22 protein-coding genes are annotated in these 24,760 nt (G+C 61.8%); 16 read left to right on the top strand and 6 right to left on the bottom strand.

Annotation, left to right across the window (positions count from 1 at the left end; all coding sequences use genetic code 11):
- Positions 1–52: 52 nt before the first annotated feature.
- Positions 53–709, top strand: coding sequence for a prepilin-type N-terminal cleavage/methylation domain-containing protein (locus AC1PQG_RS03770; RefSeq protein ID WP_481121328.1), 657 nt, complete (start codon positions 53–55; stop codon positions 707–709).
- Positions 710–728: 19 nt separating this feature from the next.
- Here the strand turns inward: AC1PQG_RS03770 and AC1PQG_RS03765 are convergent, their stop codons facing one another.
- Entirely contained in the window at positions 729–2,705 is a 1,977-nt protein-coding gene (locus AC1PQG_RS03765; RefSeq protein ID WP_481121327.1) for a monovalent cation:proton antiporter-2 (CPA2) family protein, read from the bottom strand.
- Between the two features lie 79 nt (positions 2,706–2,784).
- Here AC1PQG_RS03765 and AC1PQG_RS03760 point away from each other — a divergent pair, with 79 nt between their 5' ends.
- The 5 genes from AC1PQG_RS03760 to AC1PQG_RS03740 all read left to right on the top strand — a co-directional run bounded on the left by AC1PQG_RS03760 (position 2,785) and on the right by AC1PQG_RS03740 (position 8,261).
- Positions 2,785–3,777, top strand: a complete 993-nt coding sequence (locus AC1PQG_RS03760) for a KpsF/GutQ family sugar-phosphate isomerase (RefSeq protein WP_481121326.1) — start codon at positions 2,785–2,787, stop codon at positions 3,775–3,777.
- A gap of 37 nt (positions 3,778–3,814) precedes the next feature.
- Complete coding sequence (gene lptC / locus AC1PQG_RS03755; RefSeq protein ID WP_481121325.1) at positions 3,815–4,399, top strand: LPS export ABC transporter periplasmic protein LptC; 585 nt, start codon at positions 3,815–3,817, stop codon at positions 4,397–4,399.
- Entirely contained in the window at positions 4,396–4,944 is a 549-nt protein-coding gene (lptA, locus tag AC1PQG_RS03750) for a lipopolysaccharide transport periplasmic protein LptA (RefSeq protein ID WP_481121324.1), read from the top strand. The genes lptC and lptA overlap by 4 nt, the downstream gene beginning before the upstream one ends.
- Positions 4,945–5,205: 261 nt before the next feature.
- Complete coding sequence (locus AC1PQG_RS03745) at positions 5,206–5,769, top strand: phasin family protein (protein ID WP_481121323.1); 564 nt, start codon at positions 5,206–5,208, stop codon at positions 5,767–5,769.
- 254 nt (positions 5,770–6,023) lie between these two features.
- The gene (locus tag AC1PQG_RS03740; RefSeq protein ID WP_481121322.1) at positions 6,024–8,261 is read left to right on the top strand and encodes an NADP-dependent isocitrate dehydrogenase; all 2,238 of its coding nucleotides are present in this window, start codon (positions 6,024–6,026) and stop codon (positions 8,259–8,261) included.
- A 115-nt stretch (positions 8,262–8,376) separates the two neighbouring features.
- Here the strand turns inward: AC1PQG_RS03740 and icd are convergent, their stop codons facing one another.
- On the bottom strand, positions 8,377–9,621 hold the full coding sequence (gene icd / locus AC1PQG_RS03735; protein WP_481121321.1) for an NADP-dependent isocitrate dehydrogenase: 1,245 nt from the start codon (positions 9,619–9,621) through the stop codon (positions 8,377–8,379).
- Between the two features lie 358 nt (positions 9,622–9,979).
- Between icd and aceK the strand changes: the two genes are divergently transcribed.
- The gene (aceK, locus tag AC1PQG_RS03730; protein WP_481121320.1) at positions 9,980–11,755 is read left to right on the top strand and encodes a bifunctional isocitrate dehydrogenase kinase/phosphatase; all 1,776 of its coding nucleotides are present in this window, start codon (positions 9,980–9,982) and stop codon (positions 11,753–11,755) included.
- Positions 11,756–11,874: 119 nt separating this feature from the next.
- The gene (locus AC1PQG_RS03725; RefSeq protein WP_481121319.1) at positions 11,875–14,562 is read left to right on the top strand and encodes a D-(-)-3-hydroxybutyrate oligomer hydrolase; all 2,688 of its coding nucleotides are present in this window, start codon (positions 11,875–11,877) and stop codon (positions 14,560–14,562) included.
- Positions 14,563–14,613: 51 nt separating this feature from the next.
- On the opposite strand, the gene AC1PQG_RS03720 is transcribed toward AC1PQG_RS03725, so the two are convergent.
- From AC1PQG_RS03720 to coaBC, 3 genes are read right to left on the bottom strand one after another with little or no spacing between them, the layout of a single operon-like run.
- Positions 14,614–15,042: an NUDIX hydrolase gene (locus AC1PQG_RS03720; RefSeq protein ID WP_481121318.1), complete on the bottom strand. Its 429-nt coding sequence runs from the start codon at positions 15,040–15,042 to the stop codon at positions 14,614–14,616.
- Positions 15,042–15,491 carry a dUTP diphosphatase gene (gene dut, locus AC1PQG_RS03715; protein WP_481115596.1) on the bottom strand — a complete coding sequence of 150 codons (450 nt, stop codon included), beginning with the start codon at positions 15,489–15,491 and terminating at the stop codon, positions 15,042–15,044. Before dut ends, AC1PQG_RS03720 begins: the two co-directional genes overlap by 1 nt.
- Positions 15,492–15,523: 32 nt before the next feature.
- The gene (gene coaBC, locus AC1PQG_RS03710; RefSeq protein WP_481121317.1) at positions 15,524–16,714 is read right to left on the bottom strand and encodes a bifunctional phosphopantothenoylcysteine decarboxylase/phosphopantothenate--cysteine ligase CoaBC; all 1,191 of its coding nucleotides are present in this window, start codon (positions 16,712–16,714) and stop codon (positions 15,524–15,526) included.
- Between the two features lie 47 nt (positions 16,715–16,761).
- Here coaBC and radC point away from each other — a divergent pair, with 47 nt between their 5' ends.
- The 3 genes from radC (at position 16,762) to rpmG (ending at position 17,987) form a co-directional block, all read left to right on the top strand.
- The gene (radC, locus tag AC1PQG_RS03705; RefSeq protein ID WP_481121316.1) at positions 16,762–17,445 is read left to right on the top strand and encodes a RadC family protein; all 684 of its coding nucleotides are present in this window, start codon (positions 16,762–16,764) and stop codon (positions 17,443–17,445) included.
- 110 nt (positions 17,446–17,555) lie between these two features.
- Positions 17,556–17,792, top strand: a complete 237-nt coding sequence (gene rpmB / locus AC1PQG_RS03700) for a 50S ribosomal protein L28 (protein ID WP_079433361.1) — start codon at positions 17,556–17,558, stop codon at positions 17,790–17,792.
- Positions 17,793–17,819: 27 nt separating this feature from the next.
- Entirely contained in the window at positions 17,820–17,987 is a 168-nt protein-coding gene (gene rpmG / locus AC1PQG_RS03695; protein WP_015434855.1) for a 50S ribosomal protein L33, read from the top strand.
- Positions 17,988–18,375: 388 nt separating this feature from the next.
- Here the strand turns inward: rpmG and AC1PQG_RS03690 are convergent, their stop codons facing one another.
- Positions 18,376–18,579 carry a cold-shock protein gene (locus AC1PQG_RS03690; protein WP_079433360.1) on the bottom strand — a complete coding sequence of 68 codons (204 nt, stop codon included), beginning with the start codon at positions 18,577–18,579 and terminating at the stop codon, positions 18,376–18,378.
- A 391-nt stretch (positions 18,580–18,970) separates the two neighbouring features.
- Between AC1PQG_RS03690 and clpS the strand changes: the two genes are divergently transcribed.
- The 5 genes from clpS to AC1PQG_RS03665 all read left to right on the top strand — a co-directional run bounded on the left by clpS (position 18,971) and on the right by AC1PQG_RS03665 (position 24,747).
- Positions 18,971–19,279, top strand: a complete 309-nt coding sequence (gene clpS, locus AC1PQG_RS03685; protein WP_374485506.1) for an ATP-dependent Clp protease adapter ClpS — start codon at positions 18,971–18,973, stop codon at positions 19,277–19,279.
- A 1-nt stretch (position 19,280) separates the two neighbouring features.
- Positions 19,281–21,557 (top strand): ATP-dependent Clp protease ATP-binding subunit ClpA, encoded by a 2,277-nt coding sequence (gene clpA / locus AC1PQG_RS03680; RefSeq protein WP_481121315.1) that lies wholly within the window; start codon positions 19,281–19,283, stop codon positions 21,555–21,557.
- Positions 21,558–21,637: 80 nt separating this feature from the next.
- Positions 21,638–22,117 carry a ribonuclease E activity regulator RraA gene (gene rraA / locus AC1PQG_RS03675; RefSeq protein WP_374485502.1) on the top strand — a complete coding sequence of 160 codons (480 nt, stop codon included), beginning with the start codon at positions 21,638–21,640 and terminating at the stop codon, positions 22,115–22,117.
- Between the two features lie 308 nt (positions 22,118–22,425).
- Entirely contained in the window at positions 22,426–23,739 is a 1,314-nt protein-coding gene (aceA, locus tag AC1PQG_RS03670) for an isocitrate lyase (RefSeq protein ID WP_481121314.1), read from the top strand.
- A gap of 144 nt (positions 23,740–23,883) precedes the next feature.
- Positions 23,884–24,747, top strand: coding sequence for a DMT family transporter (locus tag AC1PQG_RS03665; RefSeq protein WP_481121313.1), 864 nt, complete (start codon positions 23,884–23,886; stop codon positions 24,745–24,747).
- Positions 24,748–24,760 lie beyond the last annotated feature (13 nt).

The raw sequence follows: 24,760 nt of genomic DNA, 5'->3' as shown, positions 1-24,760 counted from the left end.
ATCACTTCAGCCGGAGCCTGACTGAAGTCTCCGGTTAACCAGAGGCACACTCATGAACAAGCGACAATACGGCTTCACCCTCGTCGAAATCGCGGTAGTCCTGGTCATCATCGGACTCTTGCTGGGCGGCATTCTGAAAGGACAAGAACTCATCAACGGCGCGAAGGTGAAGAACGTGATGAACGATTTCCGCACAACCTCGACCTATGCCTTCGGTTACCAGGACCGCTTCCGCTCACTGCCCGGCGATGATGCAAACGTAGCGACCCGTCTCGCGGGTGCAATCGCCGCCAGCACAGGGGGGACTCCCGGCAACGGACGCCTCGAGGGGTTCTGGAATTCCGTGACACCCACCGACGAAAGCGTGTTGTTCTGGCAACACATCCGGCTTGCCAATTTCGCAAGTGGAGATGGCCGCAATCCGGGCTCCGAAGGCGTAGTCCTGCAGGACTGGCTGCCTCACAACGCCGTCGGTGGCCGAATCGGAGTTACCGGCACCAGTCCGATCGCTGGCTGGAACGGGAGCTTCTTCGTCTGCCAGGACAGGCTGTCTGGCAGCTTTGGACGTCAGATAGACATTGCGCTGGACGATGGTCGCCCCGACAGTGGATCGGTCAGGCTACTGAGCGATGGCGCCAGCAGCGGCGCAGCCATCGCAACCGATGCCCTCGTCGACGCAACCCTGTACACCGTCTGCGCCAGCTATTGAGGAAAGCGCAGACCCGCCTTCACAAGCCCTTGAAGAGCCGCGTTTCGGCGTTGGCCAACTGCGACGGCGTGCCCAGCAGCACCAGCACGTCGTCGAGTTCCAGGCAGGTTTCCGGCGTCGGATCGTCCACCCGGACCCGCTGTCGCCGGAGCGCACTGACCTCCACGCCAAGTTCGTTCAGACGCAGATCCGCCAGACTGCGTCCGATGGCGTAAGTCCCGGCATCCATGACAATTGAATGCAAACGGGTCTGCTGACGCTCCTCGAGCGCCTCCTCGTGCAAGTGCTCACCGCCACGGTAGATGCCGCGCAACAAGTGATAGCGCTCGGCGCGGATCTCGCGGATCCGCTTGAGGATCCGCGGCAAGGGTACGCCGAGCAAAGCCAGCGCATGAGACGCCAACATCAGCGACGACTCGACAGCCTCCGGCACCACCTCCGCGGCTCCGGCCTGCTGCAGCTTTTCCAGATCGACCTCATCCGCAGTCCGCACCACCACCGGCACATCCGGACGACAGGCGCGCACCTGGCTCATTGCCCGCAGCGCAGCATTGGTGTCGGCATAGGTGATCACCACCACCGAAGCCCGGGAAATCCCGGCGGCCATCAACGTCTCGCGCTTTGCCGCATCGCCGAACACCACGGTCTCGCCAGCCGCGGCCGCTTCTCGCACCCGCTCGGGGTCGAGATCGAGGGCGATGTAGGTGATGCCCTCCTGCTCGAGCAGACGGCCGAGATACTGACCGTTGCGCCCGAAGCCGCACAGGATCGCATGCTTGTCCACGAACATCGACTGGGTCGCGATATTGGTCAGCTGCAGGGAACGGGTCATCCACTCAGAAGGGACCAGGCGCAACACAATTTTTTCGCTGTACTGCACGATCAGCGGAGCCAACAGCATCGATAACACCATCGCCGCCACCACCACCTGCGACAAGGCCGGCGGCAACAGATGTGCCTCATCGATCTGCGACAAGAGCACGAAACCGAACTCGCCCCCCGCGCACAGCCACAAGCCGGTCCGCGCCGCCGTACCCTGGCCGGCCCCCAGCATCCGCGACGCGGCGCCGACGATCAGGAATTTGCCGACCAGCAGCGCCGCCAGCATGGCCAGCACCATCGGCAGGCTGAGAATGATCTGCCCCACGTCGAGGAACATGCCGACCGTTACGAAGAACAAGCCAAGCAGTACGTCGCGAAAGGGCTTGATGTCCTCTTCCACGTGATAGCGGTATTCGGTCTCGGAGATCAGCATGCCGGCCAGGAAGGCGCCCAGCGCCATCGACAGGCCGGCCACCTCGGTCAGCCAGGCCAGGCCCAGGGTGATCAGCAACACGTTGAGCATGAACAGCTCGGCGGAACGCTGTCGCGCTACCAGAAAAAACCAGCGCCGCATCAGTTTCTGGCCGATGAACAGCACCAGTCCGAGCACCAGCACCGCCTTGCCGGCCGCCAGCGCCAGCGTACTGAACAACTCGTCGGCCGGGCGCGACAGCGCTGGAATCAGGATCAGCAAGGGCACCACGGCCAGATCCTGGAACAGCAGCACACCGATTGTTTCCCGCCCATGCTTGGAGTCCAGTTCCAGGCGATCCGACAGCAACTTCGACAGAATGGCCGTCGACGACATGGCCAACGTGCCCCCTAATGCGAAACTAGCCCCCCAGCTGAGCCCACCGATGGTACCGATCAGCATCGTCAATAGCGTGGTGCCCAGCACCTGGACCGATCCAAGACCGAACACGGTGCGCTTCATGCTGTACAGACGAGGCAGGGAGAACTCGAGCCCGATGGTGAACATCAGGAACACCACGCCGAACTCGGCCAGGTAACGGGCACCGTCGGAATCCTGCATCAGGCTCATCGCGTGCGGCCCTACGGCAGCACCGACCATCAGGTAGCCAAGCACCGGCGGCAGGTTGAGCGACCGGAGGATACCGACCACCAGCACGGCACCGGCAAGGAGGACGAGCACCAGCTCAAGCGTGTTGATCATAGACGTGCAAAAGTTCGCCCTGAATAGGCGAATTAATCGATCTGATATACTGCCGCACCCAATTATACGCGCCGTTCCCATGAGCCCAGCCCCGATTGCCGCTGCGCACGCCCGTGTTCTGGAGCTTGCGCGCCGCGTCCTCGACATCGAGGCGGAGGCGGTGCGCCAGCTCTCTGTTCGCCTGAATGGCAGCTTCGTCGAGGCCGTGGACCTGATTCTCTCGTCCCATGGACGGGTCATCGTTTCTGGCGTCGGCAAATCCGGTCATATTGGCCGCAAATTTGCCGCTACGCTGGCCAGCACCGGGACCCCTGCCTACTTCGTGCACGCTGCAGAAGCCGCCCATGGCGACCTCGGCATGATCACCGCTAACGACGTACTGATCGCGATCTCCTATTCGGGCACCGGCGAGGAACTCCTCAAGATCGTGCCGCTGGTCAAGCGCCAGGGCGCCCGCCTGATCGCACTGACCGGCAATCCCGACTCGCCGCTGGCGCAGGAGGCCGACGTACATCTGGATGGCGCGATCAAGGAAGAAGCCTGTCCGCTCAATCTTGCGCCCACCGCCAGCACCACCGCGGCGCTGGCGCTGTCGGATGCGCTGGCCGTCGCGCTGCTCGACGCCCGTGGCTTCGGGCCGGACGACTTCGCCCGCTCCCACCCTGGCGGAGCCCTGGGACGGCGCCTGCTGACCCGCGTGGAAGACATCATGCGCACCGGTGACGGGATCCCCCGTGTGGGCGAAGACGCACTGCTCAGCGACGCACTGATGGAAATCACCCGAGCCGGCCTCGGCATGACCGCCATCGTTGCCGACAACGACCGTATCGTCGGCATCTACACGGACGGCGACCTGCGTCGCTCGCTGGCCAGCGGCTGCGACTTCAATACTGCGCGTATCACCGACGTGATGAGCCGCAATCCGAAGACCATCCACGCCAGCGCGCTGGCCGTCGAAGCGGCGGAAATGATGGAACGTCTGCGCATCAGTGAACTTCTGGTCGCAACCCCTGATGGCCGCCTCGTCGGTGCGTTGAACCACCACGACCTCATGCGTGCCAAGGTGATCTGATGCTGCGACAGCATCGCCCCATTTCCGGGAGCCAGCCATGAATCGACGTGGCCACAGCTTCTTCCCGCTCGTCGTCCTGACCATCATGGCTGGCGTCAGCGTCTGGCTCGACCGGATCACCCAGCAGGAGCAGACCGTCAAGACTGACAAGAGCCGCCATGAAGCCGATTTCTCGGCGGAGAACCTGACCCTGCGACGCTTCGATCTGACCGGCAAGGTCCAGTACGTGCTGGTTGCCGACCGCATGGTCCATTACGGCGACGACGAGTCCACCGAACTCGTACGGCCGCGCCTGGATTACCTGAACCGCCCCGAGCCGGTGCGCATCGAATCCGAATTCGCGACGGTCAGCAAGGACGGTGAGACCGTCGTCCTGACCGACCAGGTCCTGCTACGCCGCGCAGCCTATAAAGGCAAACCCGAATCCACCCTGCGCACCGACCAGATGACGGTCTGGCCGGACGACGAGAAGATGCGCGCCGACAAACCCGTGAAGCTCACCCAGGGCCAGACGGTGATCACCGCCGAGCACATGGACAGCGACAACGTGGCCGGCGAAGTCCGGCTGCACGGCCAGGTCCGCGGCACTCTCTATCGCACCACCCCGACGCCGAAGCCATGAATAAGACACACCGGCAGTTTGTGCTGCTCGCCCTCCTTGCCTTCTCCACCTCCTTCGTCTTTGCCGAAAAGGCCGACCGCAGCAAGCCGGTCAACATCGAAGCCGACCGAGTCACGGTGGACGACAAGAACAAGATCCACATCTTCGAAGGCCACGTGGTGCTGACCCAAGGCACCCTGACCATCCGCAGCGACAAACTGGTCGTCAGCCAAGACATGGAAGGCTACCAGCGTGGTATCGCCACCGGCGGCGAAGGCGGCCTGGCCCGCTTCCGCCAGAAGCGGGAAGGCAAGAACGAGTGGGTCGACGGAGAAGGCGAGCGCATCGAACACGATGCCAGGAGCGAGCTCTCCCAGTTCTTCCAACGCGCCCACGTGAAGAACGGCGACGATGAAGTCCGCGGCCAGTACATCCAGTACAACGGGGTCACCGAGACCTACGTCGTGACCAACGGCCCCAACGCGACTACGATTCCCAGCCAGCAAGGTCGCGTGCAGGTCACGATCCAGCCCAAGAAAAAGGGCGAAGCCAGCCCTGCCCCGTAAGCGTTCTGGCGCAATGCCACAGGGCTGACAGCCGCACCAGCCCTGGCTCTCCAGCATTATTCACAACGCGTCCACTCTTTCAAATTTTTCTTTTCTTTCAATAAGATTAAAAGCAGATAAAGATTTTTGTGCGGCGCAACAAATAGATGTTGACAGCCCCTTCGACGTGAATATAATGACTCTCATGTTGCAACGCACCAACCTAGGGGCATTGCAAGACCGACGAGAATGCATTTCATCCATTCACTCAAGGAGATTGTCATGAGCACCCCCGAGCAAATCGTTGCCGCCAACAAGGCCAATGTCGAAACCCTGCTGACCCTGGCCAACACTGCCTTCGCCAGCGCCGAGCGCATTGCTGCCCTGAATCTGAACACCGCCCGCGCCGTGCTGGAAGACAGCGTGGCCTCCGCCAAGTCCCTGCTGGCCGCCAAGGACGTACAGGAACTGATCGCCCTGCAATCCGCCCTGGCCCAGCCCGTCGTGGAAAAGGCCGTCGCCTACTCCCGCAGCATCTACGAAATCGCTTCCCAGACCCAGGAAGAAGTTTCCAAGCTGTTCGAAGCCCAAGTTGCTGAAGCCAACAAGAGCTTTGCCGCAGCTCTCGACAAGGCTGCCAAGTCCGCTCCCGCCGGCTCCGACGTCGCCGTGGCTGCCGTCAAGTCCGCCATCGCCGCCGCCAACTCCGCCTACGACAGCGTGACCAAGGCTGCCAAGCAAGTCGCCGAGATCGCCGAAGCCAACGTTGCCGCTGCCACCAGCGCCACCGTGAAGGCCGTCAGCGCCTCCACTCCGGCGAAGGCTTCCTCCAAGAAGGCTGCCTAAGCTACGAATCAACTGAGAGGCTCAAGGCCTCTCCAGTTCGGTTAAAAAGCCCGCCCTGCCATGCAGGGCGGGCTTTTTTTCGCCTCCCGACTCGCCATTTCGGATGCCGGAAAGACATTCCGACCGGTGCAATGAATCGGGAAGCATGCTATTTTGGAAGGCGTGCCTGAAAGGACACATCGGGGGGGCTAAGCGGCCCGCACCGTCACTGTCGTGACGCTCAAAATCAAAATTCGCAAGAGGGAAGACACAGAATGAGCACTGGACAATCGAAGATCATCTACACGCTGACTGACGAGGCGCCGCTCCTCGCCACCTGCGCATTTCTCCCCATCATCCGGACTTTCACCAGCCCGGCGGGGATTGAAATCGAGAAGGCCGACATCTCCGTGTCCGCCCGTGTCCTTGCTGAATTCCCTGAAAACCTGACTCCCGAGCAGCGCGTCCCCAACACCCTTTCCGAGCTGGGCAAGAAGACCCTCGAGCCGGACGCCAACATCATCAAGCTGCCCAACATCAGCGCGTCCGTGGCTCAGCTCAAGGCCTGTATCAAGGAGCTGCAGTCCAAGGGCTACGCGATTCCCGATTACCCGGAAAACCCGGCCACCGAAGAAGAAAAAGCGGTCGCCGCCCGTTACGGCAAGTGCCTGGGCTCGGCAGTGAACCCGGTGCTGCGCGAAGGCAACTCCGACCGTCGCGCGCCCCTCGCCGTCAAGAACTACGCCCGCAAGAACCCCCACTCCATGGGCGAGTGGAAGCCTTGGTCGCGGACCCACGTGTCCCACATGCACCACGGCGACTTCTACCATGGCGAGAAGTCCCTGACCCTGGACAAGGCGCGCAACGTGCGCATGGAACTGATCGCCGCAGGCGGCAAGATCACCGTGCTGAAGCCGAAACTCGCTCTGCTGGAAGGCGAGATCATCGACTCCATGTTCATGAGCAAGAAGGCCCTGTGCGACTTCTACGAGAAGGAACTGGAAGACTGCCGCGAAGCCGGCATCCTGTTCTCCCTACACGTGAAGGCCACGATGATGAAGGTTTCGCACCCCATCGTGTTCGGCCACTGCGTCAAGATCTTCTACAAAGAAGCCTTCGAAAAGCATGAAGCCCTGTTCAACGAACTGGGCATCAACGTCAATAACGGCATGGTCGACCTCTACGAGAAGATCAAGACCCTGCCGGAATCCAAGCGCGACGAAATCATCCGCGACCTGCACGCCTGCCAGGAGCACCGTCCGAAGCTGGCCATGGTGGACTCCGCCAAGGGCATCACCAACTTCCACTCCCCGAACGACATCATCGTCGATGCCTCCATGCCGGCGATGATCCGCCAAGGCGGCAAGATGTGGGGCGCCGACGGCAAGCAATACGACAGCAAGTGCGTGATGCCGGAATCGACCTTCGCCCGCATCTACCAGGAGATGATCAACTTCTGCAAGACCAACGGCAACTTCGACCCGAAAACCATGGGTACTGTGCCGAACGTCGGTCTGATGGCCCAGAAGGCTGAGGAATACGGCTCCCACGACAAGACCTTCGAAATTCCCGAAGACGGCATCGCCAACATTGTCGATATCGACTCCGGCGAAGTGTTGCTGACCCAGAACGTGGAGGCAGGCGACATCTGGCGTATGTGCCAGGTCAAGGACGCTCCGATCCGTGACTGGGTCAAGCTCGCCGTTACCCGTGCCCGCAACTCCAACACCCCGGCGGTCTTCTGGCTCGACCCCTATCGTCCGCACGAAGCCGAACTGATCAAGAAGGTTCAGACCTACCTGAAGGATCATGACACCACCGGCCTCGAGATCCACATCATGTCCCAGGTCCGCGCCATGCGTTACACCCTGGAGCGCGTGATCCGTGGCCTCGACACCATCTCAGTGACCGGCAACATCCTGCGCGACTACCTCACCGACCTGTTCCCGATCATGGAACTGGGCACCTCCGCCAAGATGCTGTCCATCGTCCCGCTGATGGCCGGCGGCGGCATGTATGAAACCGGTGCCGGCGGCTCCGCGCCGAAGCACGTCCAGCAGCTCACCGAAGAAAACCACCTGCGCTGGGATTCTCTGGGTGAATTCCTGGCCCTCGCCGTGTCGCTGGAAGACCTCGGTATCAAGACCGGCAACAAGCGTGCAGTCCTGCTCGCCAAGACCCTTGACGCAGCCACCGGCAAGCTGCTCGACAACCGCAAGTCGCCGTCGCCGAAGACTGGCGAGCTCGACAACCGCGGCTCCCAGTTCTATCTGGCCACCTACTGGGCCCAGGAACTGGCTGCCCAGACCGAGGATGCCGAACTGGCTGCCCACTTCGCCCCGCTGGCCAAGACCTTGACCGACAACGAAGATCACATCGTTGCCGAGCTGAAGACCGTCCAAGGCAAGCCCGCAGACATCGGCGGTTACTACAAGGCCGATCCCGAGAAGTGCAAGGCCATCATGCGTCCCAGCCCCACGCTGAACGCCGCGCTGAAGGCCTTCGGCGCCTGAGACTGACAAGCCCCCGCTCCCAAGGCGGGCGGGCAAGGCAGCAAAAAAAGCCCTCTCGCATGCGAGAGGGCTTTTTTCTTCTGATCGCTGGTGGCATGGCGCCACCGCCCCGATACTACATCCGTTCGATCATCGCATCGCCAAAGGCCGAACAGGACACCTCCGTCGCACCATCCATCAAGCGCGCGAAATCGTAGGTCACGATCTTGTCGCAGATCGCCGCCTCCATGGACTTGATGACCAAGTCGGCCGCCTCGGTCCACCCCAGGTGACGCAGCATCATCTCGGCGGACAGGATGATGGAACCGGGATTGACCTTGTCGAGCCCCGCGTACTTGGGCGCAGTGCCATGGGTTGCCTCGAAACAGGCGTACTGGTCGGAAATGTTGGCCCCCGGCGCGATACCGATACCACCGACCTGGGCCGCCAGCGCATCCGAGATGTAATCGCCATTGAGGTTACAGGTGGCGATCACGTCGTACTCCGCCGGGCGCAGCAGGATCTGCTGCAGGAAGGCATCGGCGATCGCATCCTTGACGATGATCTCGCGGCCGGTCTTAGGGTTCTTGAACTTGCACCACGGGCCGCCATCGATCGGCTCGGCACCGAAATCCTGGCGGGCCACCTGGTAGCCGACGTCACGGAACAGGCCTTCCGTGAACTTCATGATGTTGCCCTTGTGAACGATGGTCACCGACTTGCGGTCGTTGTCGATCGCATACTTGATGGCTGCCCGCACCAGACGCGTCGTCCCTTCGATGGACACCGGTTTGATGCCGATCCCAGACGTCTCAGGGAAGCGGATCTTCCTGACGCCCATTTCCTCGAGCAGGAACTTGATGACCTTCTTCGCCCCTTCCGACTCGGCCGCCCACTCGACGCCGGCATAGATGTCCTCGGTGTTCTCGCGGAAGATCACCATGTTCACCAGTTCCGGATTCTTCAGCGGCGACGGCACGCCCTGGAAGTACTGGACCGGGCGCACGCACTGGTAAAGATCCAGTTCCTGGCGCAATGCGACGTTGAGAGAGCGGATGCCGCCACCAACCGGCGTGGTCATCGGCCCCTTGATGGACACCGAATACTCCCGTAGGGCCTCGAAGGTTTCCTTCGGGAACCACTCGTCCGGACCGTACAGCTGGGTGGACTTCTCGCCCGCGTAAACTTCCATCCAGTGGATCTTCTTCTTGCCACCGTAAGCCTTGTTCACCGCGGCGTCGATCACCTTGATCATCACTGGCGTGATGTCCACGCCAATGCCATCACCCTCGATGTAAGGGATGATGGGATTGTCGGGAATGGCCTGGCCAGGGACGATTTTTGCACCACCGGCCGGCACTTTGATCAGAGACGTACTCATTCCAACCCCCTCAACTCGAATTATGTTGCGGATGTGTGGGTGAATCGGCCGGATCACGGCTTTCGCCACGCGCGGCTTTCTGGTTCTCGGAGACGTGCAGCACGGAGCCCGTCCGTGGCCGCCGATCCACTGTCTACCCCACCCGGCCCTCCTCCAGGCCGCAGCAAAGTGCAGCGATTATGGCCGAAATACAGGTCCGCTAGAAGCGTCCGGCATTCCATTGAAGACCCTTGCTGCGCGCCCTTCTCCGCCGCTTTCACGATCACCGGACAGCGGTGCTAGACTCGGCAATCCGTCTAGTCCGGCACGCGCACACATGCGCTCACCGCCGGAATCCCTGCATGCCAGGAGAGGAAGAATGGAGACCCACAGCACCGAAAACCCGGTCGCCCAGGCCATCGCACAGGCGATGATCGAAGGCTTCAACAAGCACTACCGGATCTTTCGCGAAACCTCCCGGCGCGCCAAGGAAAGCTACGAAGCCGCCGACTGGCAAGGTCAGCTATCGGCCGTGCGTGAGCGCGTGCAGTTCTACGACGACCGCGTGAACGAAGCAGTGCTCCGACTGCACGAGGAATTCGACGCCGAATCCATCGACGACGCCACCTGGCAGGCGGTCAAGCTGTACTTCATCGGCCTGCTCATCAAACACAAACAACCCGAGCTGGCGGAGACCTTCTTCAACTCGGTGACCACCAAGATCCTGCACCGGGACTACTTCAACAACGACTACATTTTCGCCCGCCCGGCCATCTCGACGGACTACATCGAGTCCTTCCCGCCCACCTACTCCAGCTACTACCCACAGGACGAAGGCCTGCGCGCCACGATCTGCCGGATCGTCGAGGATTTCGACTGGCAGCGCCCCTTCGAAGACCTCGACCGCGACGTCGACTACGTGATGCGGACCGTCGAACAACACATCGGCGAATGGCCCCGGATGGAGGTGAACTGTCAAGTCCAGGTGCTGTACTCGGCCTTCTACCGCAACAAGACTGCCTACATCGTCGGCAAAGCAGTCAATGGCTACCAGGAATATCCCTTCGTGATCGCCGTACGCCACGGCCAGTCCGGCAAGCTGTACCTGGACACGATCCTCCTCGACACCTGGCGGATCTCGCTGCTGTTCTCGCTCTCCCGGGCCTACTTCCTGGTGGAGATGGAGGTCCCATCCGCCTACGTGCATTTTCTGCGCAGCATCATGCCCAACAAGCCGCGCTCCGAGCTCTACACCATGCTGGGCCTCGGCAAGCAGGGCAAGACGATCTTCTTTCGCGACCTCATCGCCCACCTGCGCCACTCCAACGACCAGTTCATCGAGGCGCCGGGCATCCGCGGCCTGGTCATGCTGGTGTTCACGCTGCCGTCCTACCCCTACGTCTTCAAGATCATCAAGGACGTGTTCGGCAGCTCCAAGAACATGGACCGGGCCACCGTGAAGCGCAAATACCTGCTGGTCCGCCAGGTGGACCGGGTCGGGCGGATGGCCGACACCCTCGAATTCTCCAACGTCGGCCTGCCGCGCAGCCGCTTCCATCCAGACCTGATCCAGCAGCTCAAGGCACTCGCCCCATCGGTCGTCGAGGAGGACGGCGACACCCTGGTCATCAAGCACCTCTACATCGAGCGCCGCATGACGCCGCTCAACATTCACCTGAGCAAAGCCACGGACGAGCAGATCGACGAGGCCGTGCGGGAATACGGCCAGGCCATCAGCGAACTGGCTATCGCCAACATATTCCCCGGCGACATGCTGTGGAAGAACTTCGGCGTCACGCGCTACGGACGCGTGGTCTTCTACGACTACGACGAGATCGAATACATGACGGACTGCAATTTCCGCAAGATCCCGCCCGCCCCCAACGAAGAGATGGAGATGTCCGGCGAGCCCTGGTACTCGGCGGCCCCGCGGGACATCTTCCCGGAGGAGTTCGCCACCTTTCTGCTCGGCCAGCCGAAGATCCGCAAGGCCTTCCTCAAGCACCACCGCAAGCTGCTCGACCCTGCCTTCTGGCAGGACGCCCAGGACAAAATCCGCAACGGCTACGTGGAGGACTTCTACCCCTATCCGCAAGAACTGCGCTTCTGCAACACCTTCGCAGCACCGGCCACCGGCTCCCATCCCGCGCCCTGAACACCCAATAGACGCCCACCGATTGGCGTAAACCCCAGTGTCATCTGCCGCCCCCGCAAACCAATATGAGTATGAAACCCCCTCCCGGGTTTTCATACAACATAACAAGGAGGAGACACATGACATACCCTTTACGTCAGTCAGCCCTTGCCCTCGCACTCAGCGGCGCCCTGGTACTGACCGCCTGCGGCGGTGGCAGTAGCGGCAGCAGCAGCGGCAGTACGACAAACCTCAGCGGCTTTGCCGCCGAAGGCCTGGCGATCGCCAATCAGACCGTAAGCCTCAAGGACGCCAGTGGCGCCGTCCGCCAGGCCAGCACCGACGCCAACGGCAATTTCAGCTTCAATATCACCGGCCTGAATTACCCCTTCATGCTGCAGATCACCGGCAGCAAGGGGGTCTGGTACGCCCTGGTCACCAGCGACGACGCCGGCAAACCCGCCAACATCAACAACGCCACCAACAGCATTGCACTTCTGGCACTCGGTGCCAGCTCGAGCAATGCCTTGCAGGCCGCGTTCACCTCGGGCAGCTTCAAGGACGTCAGCAGCAGTGCTGTCACCGACGCTGACAGCAAGCTCCTCGACGCACTGGAGGCGGAACTCGGCAGGCGTCCCGCAAGCCTGCGCAGCACCCGCTTCACGCCGGGCACCGCCGACACCGATGGCGACGAGACCGACCGCCTGCTGACGCTCACCGATCTCCAGCCGAGCGGTGGCGGCTTCATCACCTACAACGTACTGCCGGAGCGCGTGTGGGCCGACACCTATACAACCCACACTTACGACGGCGACACGGACGATCTGCTGACCGCGGGCCTCGGCAAGTCAGGGCTCGGCAGCGCGACCGCCCCGCTGTATGCCAACCCGGCCGCCCCTACCGTGGCGGAGTTGCGCCGCAACGCCATCTACAACAACTACCGGGCCCTGGTCGACGCCAACAAGAGCACCGGCGGCTACGGCACCCTGTTCGGGCCCAACATCGACATCCACGGCAACGACACCCTCGGCGAAGGCAAGATCAGCGGCCTGGAGGCCATCGCCTACGCTGGTGACATGAGCGGCAAGCGCAAGGTGACGCTGATGGTCCAGGTGCCGGACAGTTTCGACAGCGCCAATCCGTGCATCGTCACCGCGACGTCCTCCGGCTCCCGCGGCATCTATGGGGCCATCGGTACTGCCGGGGAATGGGGCCTGAAACATGGCTGCGCCGTGGCCTACACTGACAAAGGCAGCGGCAACGGCATGCACGACCTGACAGCGGATACCGTCAATCTCATCGACGGCGCCGTCGTCACCTCTTCCGCAGCCGGCAAGAAAGCCCTGTTCGCCGCCGACCTCAGCAAGAACGCCCTCGACGCCTTCAATCAGGTCTTCCCGAACCGCGTCGCATACAAACACGCCCACTCCCAGCAGAACCCGGAAAAGGACTGGGGCCGCAACACCCTCGATGCGATCGGCTTCGCCTTCTACGTACTCAACGAGAAATACGGAGTCGCAGACAGCAACGGCAAGAAGCGTCGCACCATCCGGCCAGCCAACACGCTGGTACTCGCCTCCTCCGTCTCCAACGGTGGCGGCGCAGCCCTGCTGGCCGCGGAACAGGACACGCTCGGCCTGATCGATGGCATCGCGGTCGGCGAACCGCAAATCCAGCCGAAGGACGTCAGCGGGCTGACCATCAGGCAAGGCAGCAACACCGTCGCCACCATTGGCAAGCCGCTGCTTGATTACTTCACCTACGCCAACCTCTACCAGCCCTGCGCAGCCCTCTCGCCGACCATGGCCAGTGGATCGCCAGGGGTCGCCTTCGTTGCTGCCTACGGCACCAACCGCTGCTCCGCACTCAAAGCCAAGGGGCTGCTCACCGGCGCGACACTACAGGAACAGGCCGACGAAGCGATGCAGAAGCTGCACGCCTATGGCTGGGGCAACGAGCACGACCTTTACCACGCGTCCCACCATGCATTCGCTACCACCTCGATCGTAGTCACCTACCTGAACGCCTACGGGCGTTTCAGCGTGGCCGACAATGTCTGCGGCTTCAGCTTCGCGACCACAGTGACTGCGGGCACGGACCTGGGCAAGGTGACGGCCACCAATCCTGTTGTCCAGGCCGGTATCTTTGCCAGTGGCAACGGCGTGCCGCCAACCGGTGGCATCAACCTGGTCTACAACGATGCCAGCGGTGGCGCGTTGCGTGACGTACTGGCGATTTCGCCATCCACAGGCCTCGCGGACGGTGCCCTGGACGGTGCGCTATGTGCCCGCGCGCTGGTCACCGGCGTCGATCCGGTCAGCGGCGCCAAACTCAGCGGCACGCAGCTCGCACAATCCGAACGCATCAAGCAGGGGATTGCCGAAGTCCAGGCCTCCGGCGCGCTGGGCGGCAAGCCGACGATCATCGTCGCCGGCCGCTCGGACACGCTGATCCCGGTCAATCACGCCGCCCGTGCTTATTTCGGAGTCAGCCAGAAAGCCGATGGCAGCAAGGGCCAGCTGCACTACTACGAGGTTACCAATGCGCAGCACTTCGACACCTTCATCGACAACGCGCTGCTGCCGGGCTACGACTCCCGCCTGGTACCGCTGCATGTGTATTTCAACCAAGCAATGGATCTGATGTACGCCCACCTGAAGACCGGCGCGCCGCTTCCTCCGTCCCAGCTCATCCGTACCACCCCGCGGGGCGGCACGCCCGGTGCGGCACCGGCACTGACGGGGAGCAACGTTCCGCCGATCGCCACCAGTCCGGCCGCGGCGGATGCGATCAGCTTCAGCAACGGTACCGTCAGCGTTCCCGAATAGGCCATCATCACGTCAACCTTGCCGGCGTCTTCGGGCGCCGGCAAGTCCGGATCATGACCAGCCGAGTTCCCGAACCCACGGTCCGGCGCCGGCAAGCAGGGCGTCACGCACGTAAGGAACCGTCGCCGCGGGCAAGCCGCCACGTTCAAACCAGTGCAGATCGTCGCACTTGTCCGGTTCGGCGATGCGCGGCGTTCCCGACCAGCGGAGCGCGCGCAGGAAGAAATCGATGCGGTTCGTATCCGAGTGCCGATGCACCACGCCGACGATCTCGAGATCCGCGGCATCGAGCTCGATACCCAGTTCCTCGTGCATCTCCCGGATGGCCGTCTGCCGTAAGGACTCGCCCTCCTCCACATGCCCGCCGGGCAGGCTGTACAGTCCGTCGAAAAAACCCGTTCCGGCGCGCCGCATCAGCAGCACACGCTCACCATCCTCCAGCAACACGTGCACGCCGGTCGGAATCCCCGCGTGACGCATCAATGCTTGCCCGTGCTACCGAAACCACCGGCGCCCCGATCGCTCTCCTCGAAATGCTCCACCACGTTGAAGGCCACCTGCAGCACCGGCACGATCACCAGCTGCGCAATGCGCTCCATCGGCTGGATCGTGAAGCTGTCATGGCCACGGTTCCAAGTCGATACGAAGATCTGCCCCTGGTAATCGGAATCGATCAATCCGACCAGATTGCCCAGCACGATGCCGTGCTTGTGCCCCAGGCCCGAGCGCGGGAGGATCATCGCCGCCAAACCCGGATCGGCCAGGTGAATGGCGATGCCTGTCGGGATCAGCGTGGTATGCCCAGGCGTGAGAACTACCGGCGCATCCAGGCATGCGCGCAGGTCGAGCCCGGCCGAACCGCTTGTGGCATAGGCCGGAGGTTGCGCCTTCAGGCGTTCGTCGAGAATGCGGATGTCAATACTGTGCATGGCGTCGCCTCACGAGTCGTCAGTCAATTTAATCAGGAAGCCGGCAGCAAGGCCGCCAGATGAGCCACGATGGCGCGCGCCACGTCGGGCTTCGACGCCCTCGGCAGCGGATGACGTCCCTGTTCGTCGAAGAGCACGACCTGGTTGTCGTCTCCGCCCAGGCCGTCCTGCACCAGGTTGCCGACGACCAGCGGCAGCTTCTTGGCCTTGCGCTTGCCTTCGGCATATTCATCGAGATTGCGGCTTTCAGCAGCAAAACCAACGCAGAACGGCGCCTGCGGCAGGGCCGCCACCTCCGCAAGAATGTCCGGATTGGGCGTCAAAGTCAGGCTCAACTCGGCACCGGACTTCTTGATCTTGTGTTCGGCCGACGTCGCCGGACGGTAGTCAGCAACCGCCGCCACGCCGATAAAGACATCAGCCCCTGGCAACGCGGCAAAGACGGCGTCGCGCATCTCGAGCGCGCTACGCACACCAACCTTTTCAACGCCAGCCGGAACCGGCAAGGCAACCGGACCGCTGACCAGTGTCACCTCGGCGCCAGCCTGCGCACAGGCCCGGGCCAGCCCGTAGGCCATCTTGCCCGAGCTGGAATTAGTGATGCCACGCACCGGATCGATGGCTTCGAAAGTCGGCCCGGCCGTCATCACGATGCGCCGCCCGGCCAGCAGCTTGGGCTGAAAGAAAGCGATCACCGCCTCGCACAGTTCCTCCGGCTCGAGCATGCGGCCAAGCCCGACCTCGCCGCAGGCCTGCTCGCCGGCGCCCGGCCCCAACAGGCCTACGCCGTCGGCCACGAGCTGCGCGGCATTGCGCCGGGTTGCCGGGTTCTCCCACATCTGGCGGTTCATCGCTGGCGCCACCAGCAACGGGCACTCGCGGGCCAGACAGAGGGTTGTCAGCAGATCGTCGGCCAGGCCATGGACCAGCTTGGCCATCACATCGGCGGTCGCCGGCGCGATGAGGACCGCATCCGCATCACGGGTCAGGTCGATGTGGGCCATGTTGTTGTCCATGCGCGGATCCCACAAGTCGGTCCACACCGGATTGCCCGACAGGGCCTGGAACGTCACGGCCGTGACAAAGCGCGCGCCGCCCTCGGTCAACACCACATGGACATCCGCCCCCACCTTGCCGAGCAGCCGCACCAGTTCGGCAGCCTTGTACGCCGCCACGCCGCCGGTCACGCCCAGCACCAGTTTCCTGCCCTTCAGCTCACTCATGCCAATGGTATTATCGGTTACCTACGGAAGAATGGATTGTACACCCCATGGCGATCACTGATTGGCCAGCCGACGAACGCCCGCGGGAACGCCTGCTGGCCCATGGCGCAACCGCCTTATCCGACGCGGAACTGCTGGCCCTGTTCCTGCGGGTCGGCATTCGCGGCAAAAGCGCCGTCGATCTGGCCCGTGAGTTGTTGAAGCACTTCGGCGGCCTGTCGGCCCTATGCAGCGCGTCGGCCTCCGCCTTCTCGGCCATACCCGGCATGGGCCCCGCCAAGTATGCGCAGCTGCAAGCCGTCCTCGAACTCTCGCGACGGGCCCTGGGCGAAGAAATGGCCCACCGCGACGTCCTCGATTCCCCCACCGCGGTACGGGACTGGCTGCGCCTGAAACTCGGGCAGCTACCCCACGAGGTCTTCATGATCCTACTCCTCGACGCCCAGAACCGCGTGATGGGTTCCGAAGAGCTGTTCCGCGGCACACTCACACAGACCTCGGTCTATCCCCGCGAAGTGGTCAAACTGGTTCTGCAGCGCAACGCGGCGGCTGTCATCCTCGCCCACAACCATCCATCGGGTGTCAGCGAGCCCAGCCAGGCCGACCAAGCCCTGACCCGCAGCCTCAGCCGGGCTCTATCCCTTGTGGACGTGCGGGTGCTCGACCATTTCATCGTCGCCGGCAACACCCCACCGCTATCCTTCGCTGAGCGCGGTCTGCCCCTCGGTTGATCAGGTCGATCAGGCTGCGCTCACCGCAACGACACCAAGGTATTGATTTGAGTACACATAGTTGTCTATAATCGACGGTCTTATCGAATCAAACCAGTTTGGAGCAACAAATGGCTCGCGTTTGCCAAGTGACCGGAAAAGCACCGATGGTGGGCAACAACGTTTCCCACGCGAACAACAAGACCAAGCGCCGCTTCCTGCCGAACCTGCAAAACCGCAAGTTCTGGAGCGAGGCTGAAAACCGCTGGGTGCGCCTGCGCGTATCCAACGCAGCCCTGCGCACCATTGACAAGAAGGGCATCGACGCCGTCGTCGCCGAGCTGCGCGCTCGCGGCGAAAAGGTCTAAGCCTTTTTAACCAGGAGATAAATCGAAATGGCAAAAGGCGGCCGCGAAAAGATCAAGCTCGAGTCCACTGCTGGCACCGGGCACTTCTACACCACGTCCAAGAACAAGCGTACCACCCCGAACAAGCTGGAATTCAACAAGTACGATCCCGTTGCCCGCAAGCACGTGCCGTACAAGGAAGTGAAACTCAAGTAATTGCTTCCGGCACGCGATTACCGCTTGTTGCACAGTAATAAAAAAACCCGCTCCCGAGCGGGTTTTTTTATTACTGTGCACTCAATCCCCTCCCCACCTGCAGCACTAACCATATAAGCAACTGTCACATTTCCGACAACGCGCATCAAAAATGTGCGGAACCCTGCTGCCGACGCACCACCCAATGGCATGAGGCATGCCTGCCAAGCATTCCACGCACATCCATAGCTCCTCCCCAAAGCCTGACTGAAGAGCCATATGCGGTCTTTCCAAACACCACCGCCCGATAGGGAATTCGGCCCAGAAAATGAAAACCGCCAATGCACTTTCGCGCATCGGCGGCCTTGGTCACGACACCAGGGTGATCAACCCTGGCAGGTCGGGAGCATCAAGCGCGCTGGATGTTCGACGCTTGCTTGCCCTTCGGGCCCTGGGTGACTTCGAACTGGACTTTCTCCCCTTCCTTCAGCGACTTGAAGCCGTTCATGTTGATCGCAGAGAAGTGGGCGAACAAGTCTTCGCTACCGTCATCCGGCGTAATGAAGCCGAAACCTTTGGCGTCGTTGAACCACTTAACAGTACCAGTTGCCATATTGCAAATTCCTTCTTGATTTCAGTAATACGATCCGGACATCCAGCGTGCTATCGAGTCAAGACAAGCGAGAACTTCCGACGGCATATCTTGCAATACGCGACGCAAAGCCCCGTCGCTTCTAACTTGGCGCGAACACAGTTTTGCTTTTACGTGACTTGATTGAGGCCGTCAACGCATTTATGAACCGGCACGGTTGTTGCAACACAGCATGCGAGCGGGCTCCATTTGTCGCGTTTAATCCCATTTCGGATTAAAGCGTCTGTTTTTTCGCGACTTAATTCCCTCTTGCAGCGCAGCATCAAAAGGCCAATGCGCTGTCCCAGGTTCCCCTGGATGGGCGTGCGGGGTGGCTCTTGCACAATCATCGGGGTTGTTTAGAATGGTTCGCATGGTCATCAAAAAGCAGGAAGAGTCGGTTCTCGATACAGAGGTCACGCGGGTCAAGCCGCCACCGCTGTTCAAGGTCATGCTCCTTAACGACGATTTCACCCCGATGGATTTCGTGGTGACCGTGATACAGAAATTCTTTGGGATGGACCGCGAACAAGCCACGCGGATCATGCTCAAAGTGCACAGAGAGGGCGTTGGTGTATGCGGAGTCTTCCCGCGGGACATCGCAGCCACCAAGGTCGAGCAGGTCATCGCGTACGCACGCCAGAACCAGCACCCCTTGGCTTGCGTCATGGAGGAAAACTGAAATGATCGCGCAAGAGCTTGAAGTCAGTCTGCACATGGCCTTTGTCGAAGCCCGGCAGAAGCGCCATGAGTTCATCACCGTGGAGCACCTCCTGCTTGCGCTCCTCGACAATCCTTCCGCCGCCGAAGTGCTGCGCGCCTGCGCCGCCAAGACCGACGAGCTGCGCAAGGAATTGACGAACTTCGTCAATGAGCACACGCCGAAGGTGGAAGGCACCGAAGATATCGACACTCAGCCGACCCTCGGCTTCCAGCGTGTCATCCAGCGAGCCATCCTGCACGTGCAGTCGTCCGGCAAGAAGGAAGTCACCGGCGCCAACGTGCTGGTGGCAATCTTCGGCGAGAAGGACTCCCACGCTGTGTACTTCCTCCAGCGGCAGAACATCTCCCGCCTGGATGTGGTGAATTTCATTTCCCACGGCATCACCAAGACGCCGCAGCAGGGTGCGAACCCGGCGCGTCCGTCGGGTGACTCCGAGCAGGGCGAGCAGGAACAGGAAGGCGCAAGCCCCGGCGGCGCCCTCGACAACTACACGCAGAACCTCAATCAGCAGGCCTTCCTCGGCAAGATCGACCCGCTGATCGGCCGCGAGAAGGAAGTCGAACGCGTCATCCAGACCCTGTGCCGCCGCCGCAAGAACAATCCGCTGCTGGTCGGCGAAGCCGGGGTCGGCAAGACCGCGATCGCCGAAGGCCTGGCACGCCGCATCGTCGAAGGGCGCATCCCGGACATACTGGCCGACGCCCAGGTCTACGCCCTGGACATGGGCGCCCTGCTCGCCGGCACCAAGTACCGCGGCGACTTCGAGCAGCGCCTGAAGGCGGTGCTGAAGCAGCTGGTCGAACACCCGAACGCGATTCTCTTCATCGACGAGATCCATACGCTGATCGGCGCCGGTGCAGCCTCGGGTGGCACCCTCGATGCATCCAACCTGCTGAAGCCGGCCCTGTCGTCCGGACAGCTCAAGTGCATCGGCGCCACCACCTACACCGAGTTCCGCCAGATCTTCGAAAAAGACCACGCGTTGTCCCGTCGCTTCCAGAAAGTGGACGTCGTCGAGCCATCGGTCCCCGAAACGGTCGAGATCCTCAAGGGCCTCAAGTCGCGCTTCGAGCAGCACCATGGCATCAAGTATTCCGCCTCTGCGCTGTCCAGCGCGGCAGAGCTGTCGGCCCGCTACATCAATGACCGTCACCTGCCCGACAAGGCCATCGACGTCATCGACGAAGCCGGTGCCGCCCAGCGCATCCTGCCCAAGTCGCGCCAGAAAAAACTCATCGGCAAGGCCGAGATCGAGGAGATCGTCGCCAAGATCGCCCGGATCCCGCCGCGCAGCGTCTCCAACGACGACCGCGCCTCGCTGAAGACGCTCGAGCGCGACCTGAAGAACGTCGTGTTCGGTCAGGATGCGGCCATCGAGGCCCTCGGCAAGGCCATCAAGATGTCCCGCTCGGGCCTCGGCAATCCGCAGAAGCCGATCGGCTCCTTCCTGTTCAGCGGCCCGACCGGCGTCGGCAAGACCGAAGTCGCCCGGCAACTCGCCTACACGCTGGGCATCGAGTTGGTGCGCTTCGACATGTCCGAGTACATGGAGCGCCATGCGGTGTCCCGCCTGATCGGCGCCCCGCCGGGCTATGTCGGTTTCGATCAGGGCGGCCTGCTCACCGAGCAGGTCAACAAGAAACCGCACTGCGTGCTGCTGCTGGACGAAATCGAAAAGGCCCACCCGGATATCTACAACATCCTGCTGCAGGTGATGGATCACGGCACCCTGACCGACAACAACGGGCGCCAGGCGGACTTCCGCAACACCATCATCATCATGACCACCAATGCCGGTGCGGAAACCATGCAGAAGGCGGTCATCGGCTTCTCCGCGAAGCGCGAGCAGGGTGACGAGATGTCCGACATCAAGCGCCTCTTCACGCCGGAGTTCCGCAACCGTCTGGACGCGATCATCTCCTTCAAGAACCTGGATCACGACATCATCACCCGCGTGGTCGAGAAGTTCCTGATGCAGCTGGAAGCTCAACTGCACGAGAAGAAGGTCGATGCCCACTTCACCGACAAGCTGCGCGACTGGCTCGGCGAGAAGGGTTTCGATCCGCTGATGGGCGCCCGCCCGATGGCTCGCCTGATTCAGGACACCATCCGTTCGGCGCTGGCCGACGAGCTGCTGTTCGGCCGCCTGGCCAACGGCGGCACGGTCACCATCGACCTGGACGAGGACGGCAAGGTGAAACTCGTGTTCGAGGAATTGGTGGAAGCTACGGTATAGTTTTTCCAACTAGGCTTTGCACCCTTGACGGGCGGCTGAAAAGCCGCCCGTTTTCATTTCACCGCTCTGATGGAGTCAACATGGAATTCCAGACCACCGACCTCTGCGACGCCAACGAAGGCAAGGTCCGCGCTGTAGCCCCGATGTTCCGCAGCTTTGGCGGCAAAACCCGTTTCGCCGGCCCGATCCGCACCCTGAAGGTCTTCGAGGACAACGCCCTCGTGCGCTCGACCCTCGACACCCCGGGCAACGGCAACGTACTCGTCGTGGACGCCGGTGGCTCCCTGCGCTGTGCGATGCTTGGTGACCAGCTCGCCCTGCTGGGCGTCAAGAACGGCTGGGCCGGCGTGATCATGTATGGCTGCATCCGCGATTCGGGCCCCATCGCCGGCATGGACATCGGCGTCTTCGCCCTCGCCACCCACCCGATGAAGAGCGTCAAGAAGGGCGCTGGCGACGTGGACATTCCCGTCACTTTCGGCGGCGTCACCTTCGTTCCCGGACAATGGTTATACGCTGACGAGGACGGGGTGATTCTGTCGGAAACCCCATTGCTGTAAACCCGTAGAAGGGACCGCAGCGCAGCGAGGCTTCATTTCATAATCGCCGACACTATTTCACGATACAAAAACAGGAGCTTAAACTCCTGTTTTTTTTGAAAAATTTATTTCTTATATCTTATATAAGACCTATTGCTGCCATGCACGATCATCCCTATACTTTCTCCCACTGATCGACGTTTCCGAAGCGCTCCAAAGCCTACGGCAGCAGGATCAAGCGGCTCAGGAGTGAGCGCGAAGCACAGCCCGCAAGAGCAGACTTCCGCACCCCGGCTTCCCCTCCCCACTTGGTTAGAAAAGGATTACGTATGTCTCTGACTCGCGAACAGCAAATCGCCGCTCTGGAAAAAGACTGGGCCGAAAACCCCCGTTGGAAGGGCGTCAAGCGTGGTTACTCCGCCGCTGACGTCGTGCGCCTGCGTGGCAGCCTGCAACCCGAGTACACCCTGGCCCAGCGCGGCGCCAAGGTCCTGTGGGACAAGGTGAACGGCGGCGCCAAGAAGGGCTACGTCAATGCTTTCGGCGCCATCACTGCCGGTCAAGCCATGCAACAGGCCAAGGCTGGCCTGGAAGCCGTGTATCTGTCCGGCTGGCAAGTCGCCGCCGACGGCAACACCTCCGAAACCATGTACCCGGACCAGTCGCTGTACGCCTACGACTCCGTGCCGACCATGGTTCGCCGCATCAACAACACCTTCAAGCGCGCTGACGAAATCCAGTGGTCCCGTGGCATCAACCCGGGCGACGAAGGCTTCATCGACTACTTCCTGCCGATCGTTGCTGACGCGGAAGCCGGTTTCGGCGGCGTGCTGAACGCCTTCGAACTGATGAAGAACATGATCGCCTCCGGCGCTGCCGGTGTGCACTTCGAAGACCAGCTGGCTGCCGCCAAGAAGTGTGGCCACATGGGTGGCAAGGTGCTCGTGCCGACCCGTGAAGCATGCGAAAAGCTGATCTCCGCACGTTTCGCCGCCGACGTGATGGGTGTCCCCACCCTGATCCTGGCCCGTACCGATGCCGAAGCCGCCAACCTGATCACCTCCGACTACGACGAGAACGACAAGCCGTTCCTCACCGGCGAGCGCACCCAGGAAGGCTTCTTCCGCGTCAAGAACGGTCTGGAACAGTCCATCTCCCGTGGCGTGGCTTACGCTCCGTATGCTGATCTGGTCTGGTGTGAAACCGGCGTGCCCGATATCGGCTTCGCCCGTGAATTCGCCCAAGCCGTGCTGGCCGCCTGCCCGGGCAAGCTGCTGTCCTACAACTGCTCGCCGTCCTTCAACTGGAAGAAGAACCTCAACGACTCGCAGATCGCCTCCTTCCAGGAAGAACTGTCCGCACTGGGCTACAAGTACCAGTTCATCACCCTGGCCGGCATCCACGTCAACTGGTACAACACCTTCAAGTTCGCCCAGGCCTATGCCGGCGGCGAAGGCATGAAGCACTACGTCGAAATGGTTCAGGAGCCGGAATTCGCTGCTCGCGAACAGGGTTACACCTTCGTCTCCCACCAGCAAGAAGTGGGTACCGGTTACTTCGACGACGTGACCACCGTGATCCAGGGCGGCTCTTCCTCCGTGAAGGCCCTGACCGGCTCCACCGAAGAAGAACAGTTCCACTAAGAAATCCGGTTGCCGGCATCCCTCGCCGGCACGCTTGGTTGAAGACCCCCGCGGGCGCAAGCCCCGGGGGTTTTTCACGTTTGCGCCGGGCCAGGGCGAGTTCATTCAGTAAAATGGGGAGGTTTCCTTCCACCGAAGCTCCCCATGCAATCCCTCTGGATGATCGTCGCCAGCCTGTTGTTCGCCTGCATGGGGGTGTGCGTCAAACTCGGCTCCGCGCTCTTCTCCACCGGCGAACTGGTCTTCTATCGAGGGCTTGTGGGCTTACTGATGATGATCGTCCTGCTGCGCCTGCAGGACACGTCCCCCGCCACTCCGCACTGGCGTCTGCAGTTGTCTCGTGGCCTGTCTGGCTCCATCGCGCTGATGTGCTACTTTTTCTCCCTCGGTATCCTGCCGCTCGCCACCGCGGTCACGCTCAATTACACCTCTCCGCTGTTCGTCGCCCTACTGCTTGCCCTTTGGTTCAAGGAACGTGTCAGCCCCGTGCTCTTCGGTGCCGTTGGCCTGGGTTTTTTCGGTGTGATCCTGCTGCTCAAGCCAACCTTGCAACCCAGCCAGTGGCTCGGAGGGCTGAGCGGCCTGGGGGCTGGCCTGATCGCCAGCATCGCGTACGTTAACGTCCGTGAGCTGGGGCGAGTCGGAGAACCGGAGGCCCGCACGGTGTTGTGGTTCTCGCTGATCACCAGCCTCTTCGGCCTACCCTGGGCATTGTTTGCCGGCGAACTGCATTCCATCTCACTAGAAGGGGCGGCCATCCTGCTCGGCGTCGGTGGTTTTGGTGGCTGCGCCCAACTCGCCATGACTCGGGCCTACCGCTACGGTAAGACGCTGGTTTCTGCCAACCTAGCCTACAGCACGGTCGTCTTCTCGAGCCTATTCGGTGTCATGCTCTGGCAAGAGCACCTGCCCTGGACGTCCATGTTCGCCATCGTGATCATCATCTCCAGCGGCATTCTGGTCTCCCTGGCCTCCCGCAAACCCACACCAGCCCTGGAGGCCGATTGAAGCCGGGCGCCGT

This window comes from Zoogloea sp. GDB6, assembly GCF_056724105.1.
The sequence above is the reverse complement of the archived record's forward strand: the minus strand, read 5'-3'. Positions and strand labels throughout refer to the sequence as shown.

Excerpts from the sequence above, each read along its gene's own strand:
- AC1PQG_RS03770 (WP_481121328.1), top strand. The coding sequence starts at position 53 with ATGAACAAGCGACAATACGGCTTCACCCTCGTCGAAATCGCGGTAGTC.
- AC1PQG_RS03765 (WP_481121327.1), bottom strand. The coding sequence starts at position 2,705 with ATGATCAACACGCTTGAGCTGGTGCTCGTCCTCCTTGCCGGTGCCGTG.
- AC1PQG_RS03760 (WP_481121326.1), top strand. The coding sequence starts at position 2,785 with ATGAGCCCAGCCCCGATTGCCGCTGCGCACGCCCGTGTTCTGGAGCTT.
- lptC (WP_481121325.1), top strand. The coding sequence starts at position 3,815 with ATGAATCGACGTGGCCACAGCTTCTTCCCGCTCGTCGTCCTGACCATC.
- lptA (WP_481121324.1), top strand. The coding sequence starts at position 4,396 with ATGAATAAGACACACCGGCAGTTTGTGCTGCTCGCCCTCCTTGCCTTC.
- AC1PQG_RS03745 (WP_481121323.1), top strand. The coding sequence starts at position 5,206 with ATGAGCACCCCCGAGCAAATCGTTGCCGCCAACAAGGCCAATGTCGAA.
- AC1PQG_RS03740 (WP_481121322.1), top strand. The coding sequence starts at position 6,024 with ATGAGCACTGGACAATCGAAGATCATCTACACGCTGACTGACGAGGCG.
- icd (WP_481121321.1), bottom strand. The coding sequence starts at position 9,621 with ATGAGTACGTCTCTGATCAAAGTGCCGGCCGGTGGTGCAAAAATCGTC.
- aceK (WP_481121320.1), top strand. The coding sequence starts at position 9,980 with ATGGAGACCCACAGCACCGAAAACCCGGTCGCCCAGGCCATCGCACAG.
- AC1PQG_RS03725 (WP_481121319.1), top strand. The coding sequence starts at position 11,875 with ATGACATACCCTTTACGTCAGTCAGCCCTTGCCCTCGCACTCAGCGGC.
- AC1PQG_RS03720 (WP_481121318.1), bottom strand. The coding sequence starts at position 15,042 with ATGCGTCACGCGGGGATTCCGACCGGCGTGCACGTGTTGCTGGAGGAT.
- dut (WP_481115596.1), bottom strand. The coding sequence starts at position 15,491 with ATGCACAGTATTGACATCCGCATTCTCGACGAACGCCTGAAGGCGCAA.
- coaBC (WP_481121317.1), bottom strand. The coding sequence starts at position 16,714 with ATGAGTGAGCTGAAGGGCAGGAAACTGGTGCTGGGCGTGACCGGCGGC.
- radC (WP_481121316.1), top strand. The coding sequence starts at position 16,762 with ATGGCGATCACTGATTGGCCAGCCGACGAACGCCCGCGGGAACGCCTG.
- rpmB (WP_079433361.1), top strand. The coding sequence starts at position 17,556 with ATGGCTCGCGTTTGCCAAGTGACCGGAAAAGCACCGATGGTGGGCAAC.
- rpmG (WP_015434855.1), top strand. The coding sequence starts at position 17,820 with ATGGCAAAAGGCGGCCGCGAAAAGATCAAGCTCGAGTCCACTGCTGGC.
- AC1PQG_RS03690 (WP_079433360.1), bottom strand. The coding sequence starts at position 18,579 with ATGGCAACTGGTACTGTTAAGTGGTTCAACGACGCCAAAGGTTTCGGC.
- clpS (WP_374485506.1), top strand. The coding sequence starts at position 18,971 with ATGGTCATCAAAAAGCAGGAAGAGTCGGTTCTCGATACAGAGGTCACG.
- clpA (WP_481121315.1), top strand. The coding sequence starts at position 19,281 with ATGATCGCGCAAGAGCTTGAAGTCAGTCTGCACATGGCCTTTGTCGAA.
- rraA (WP_374485502.1), top strand. The coding sequence starts at position 21,638 with ATGGAATTCCAGACCACCGACCTCTGCGACGCCAACGAAGGCAAGGTC.
- aceA (WP_481121314.1), top strand. The coding sequence starts at position 22,426 with ATGTCTCTGACTCGCGAACAGCAAATCGCCGCTCTGGAAAAAGACTGG.
- AC1PQG_RS03665 (WP_481121313.1), top strand. The coding sequence starts at position 23,884 with ATGCAATCCCTCTGGATGATCGTCGCCAGCCTGTTGTTCGCCTGCATG.